The following is a 2,225-nucleotide window of genomic DNA, read 5'->3' on the forward strand; positions in this document are numbered from 1 at the left end:
TCAACACCGCCATGATATGCCGCCCCTCAGCCCATCACCAACTTTCGCGCATTACTCAACGCCATGCCGTATCTGCCTGACATGCCGAGGTCAGGGCATGCTCGGTGTGATCCTCAGGTGTGCTGTGAGCAGACAGCTACCCCCCGCATCGCTCAATGAACACGTAAGATCTAGGAGGAAGCGTTTATGTGGGCAGGCTACTGGGGTAAAATTGCCTTATCGGACGTATAAGGTTCTTCCCTCCGACAGAGATTACAGCAAGCCCCCTCAAGCTTCTCGGCTCTGAGATTTTCAGCGAAAATTAGGCCTTACTGGGGGGAGAGGAATGCCTGTTGCACCCCCAGACAGGGTCGATTCTCAACCGTAAAATTAACGGCGCGCAGCTGCTTTCCGGTTCGCATAGCGCAGGTCCCGGGCTGATTTACGTTCAGCGTGATCTGTGACAATCGCTTTGATCATCGCAGCCTGGGCTTCTTTAAGTGACAAAGCGGCTTCTTCTGCCGCTAAGGCGACAGCCGCCTCATGGGCAGCGCGAAGGGCTTTTTCGGTTTGTGAAGCCATATGGGCCTTCTCTACACGCCTGCGCTCGTCACGAATTTCGTGCCGGGCTTTGCGCGCTTCAGCAAGCTGCACGCGCTCCCTCATCACCTCAGCCTGAGCGGGTGCCGCCGCAAGAGCAGCGGCGCGATGCGCTTGCAAAAGCTGGGTGCGCGACGCCTTTGCATTCGCCTGGCGCACCGAAAAATCATCGTTCTTAAACATCTTACTTTATCCTATCCGAACTGCTCTATGATGCAGGATTGATCAATCATTGTGGCTGTGCGGATTTCGGGAATACGTCCGGCTCACAGCCAGGCGGTTCTGTTCATCCAATCCGAACCGAAACATTTTCCCCCGGAAAAGCCCATTTCCTGAGCGAGGTGCAGCAGGGGATCTCGGCTTCAACGAGTACGGCGCTTGCCATTGTGGCACTCCCATGCCCGGTCTGTGCCAAAGAAAAAGCCTGAGATCTTTTGGATCCCAGGCTCTGTGCCTCCTGCCTTCCGCCTTTATACCCCGTCAGGGGCCGGTCCCGGCGGTTTACGCGCGAGCGCAGGCTAGGTGTCAGCTGTACACATGGCTGTCAGGAATGGACCGGGTTCGTCTCAAAGAATGGAACGATCCCGCTTTCAGGCGAGACGCACATTCGTCGCGGACTCACGACCGTCACGACCGGTCTCAACGTCGAAGGAGATTTCCTGACCTTCTTCAACGCCACGCAGACCAGCGCGCTCGAGCGCTGAGATATGGAGGAAGATATCGTTTTTGCCGCCCTGCGGTGCGACAAAACCAAAACCTTTAGTGGAATTAAACCATTTTACGGTGCCCATAGCCATGATGGTGCTCCTTTATATAGCGCCATCCGCAATGTGCGATGGCCTGGCAAGCGCGATGATCGAGAACTGCGCCGTAACACCAGAACCAAAAACTTAACTGCCTGACTAAGATGGGCCCCGCAAAGCGCTCATGCAAGAGGTTGTGGAAATTTATTTCACGCCGGACGCCTTCGGTAAAATAAAACTTCTCCACGCCTGTATTTTTACGGGCTTTCCGGGAAATTTTTGCTATGCAGGCCGAGCGGCTTTCGCTGCTAAGGATGCCATTGTGCAAATGTTTACCCCCAAGCCTCCCTTCGATCTCGCCGCCTTTCTGGCAGAGAAGGCTGATCCGCTTCAGGTGAAAAAATACCAGCAGAGCCGTCGCTGGCGTATGGCCCCCAAGGCCCGGCCTGCGGAGACCGCGGACGGAACTGCCGAAGAACCGGTCTGAGCCCTGCTTTCGGATAGCACCGACCCTTTCGCTCGGCCGCCACCCGGCGGTGCGCCAGATCTGTGACACAGCCTCCCCGAAGCCCGGGCAATCTGCCAGGGCCTGAACGTGCTGTGTGGTTAAAGAAATAATGATGATGAACGACATACTGTCGCCGAAACGGCAGCAGGCGGAGGTCGCTTTTGCAAAAATCTGCAACGACCCTCCGCTTCAAACACGCGCTCAAACCGAGCATCAACTCTGCGCAGCAGAGCGTCAGGCCCGGACGGCGCACCTCCGCGAACTGCGTGTTGCCAGAGATTTCAGCAGTGCCAAAAGCCGCAACACTTAAGCCCCGCCCTGTCAGACAGTTATAACCCACATTTCCCAAGTAAGGCGCTGATTTCGCTGTCCTGACCATTATATTTCCTATATAA

At 55.8% G+C, this 2,225-nt stretch carries 3 protein-coding genes; 1 reads left to right on the forward strand and 2 read right to left on the reverse strand.

Features of this window, described 5'->3' with window-relative positions:
* Window positions 1–369 precede the first annotated feature (369 nt).
* Window positions 370–762, reverse strand: coding sequence for a DUF6481 family protein (locus tag EP867_RS19365; protein ID WP_128491062.1), 393 nt, complete (start codon window positions 760–762; stop codon window positions 370–372).
* Window positions 763–1,169: 407 nt separating this feature from the next.
* Entirely contained in the window at window positions 1,170–1,376 is a 207-nt protein-coding gene (locus EP867_RS19370; RefSeq protein WP_128491063.1) for a cold-shock protein, read from the reverse strand.
* 130 nt (window positions 1,377–1,506) lie between these two features.
* Here EP867_RS19370 and EP867_RS19375 point away from each other — a divergent pair, with 130 nt between their 5' ends.
* Window positions 1,507–1,809 carry a hypothetical protein gene (locus EP867_RS19375; RefSeq protein WP_128491064.1) on the forward strand — a complete coding sequence of 101 codons (303 nt, stop codon included), beginning with the start codon at window positions 1,507–1,509 and terminating at the stop codon, window positions 1,807–1,809.
* Window positions 1,810–2,225 lie beyond the last annotated feature (416 nt).

This window comes from Falsigemmobacter intermedius (genome assembly GCF_004054105.1).
In the GTDB taxonomy this organism is placed as follows: domain Bacteria; phylum Pseudomonadota; class Alphaproteobacteria; order Rhodobacterales; family Rhodobacteraceae; genus Wagnerdoeblera; species Wagnerdoeblera intermedia.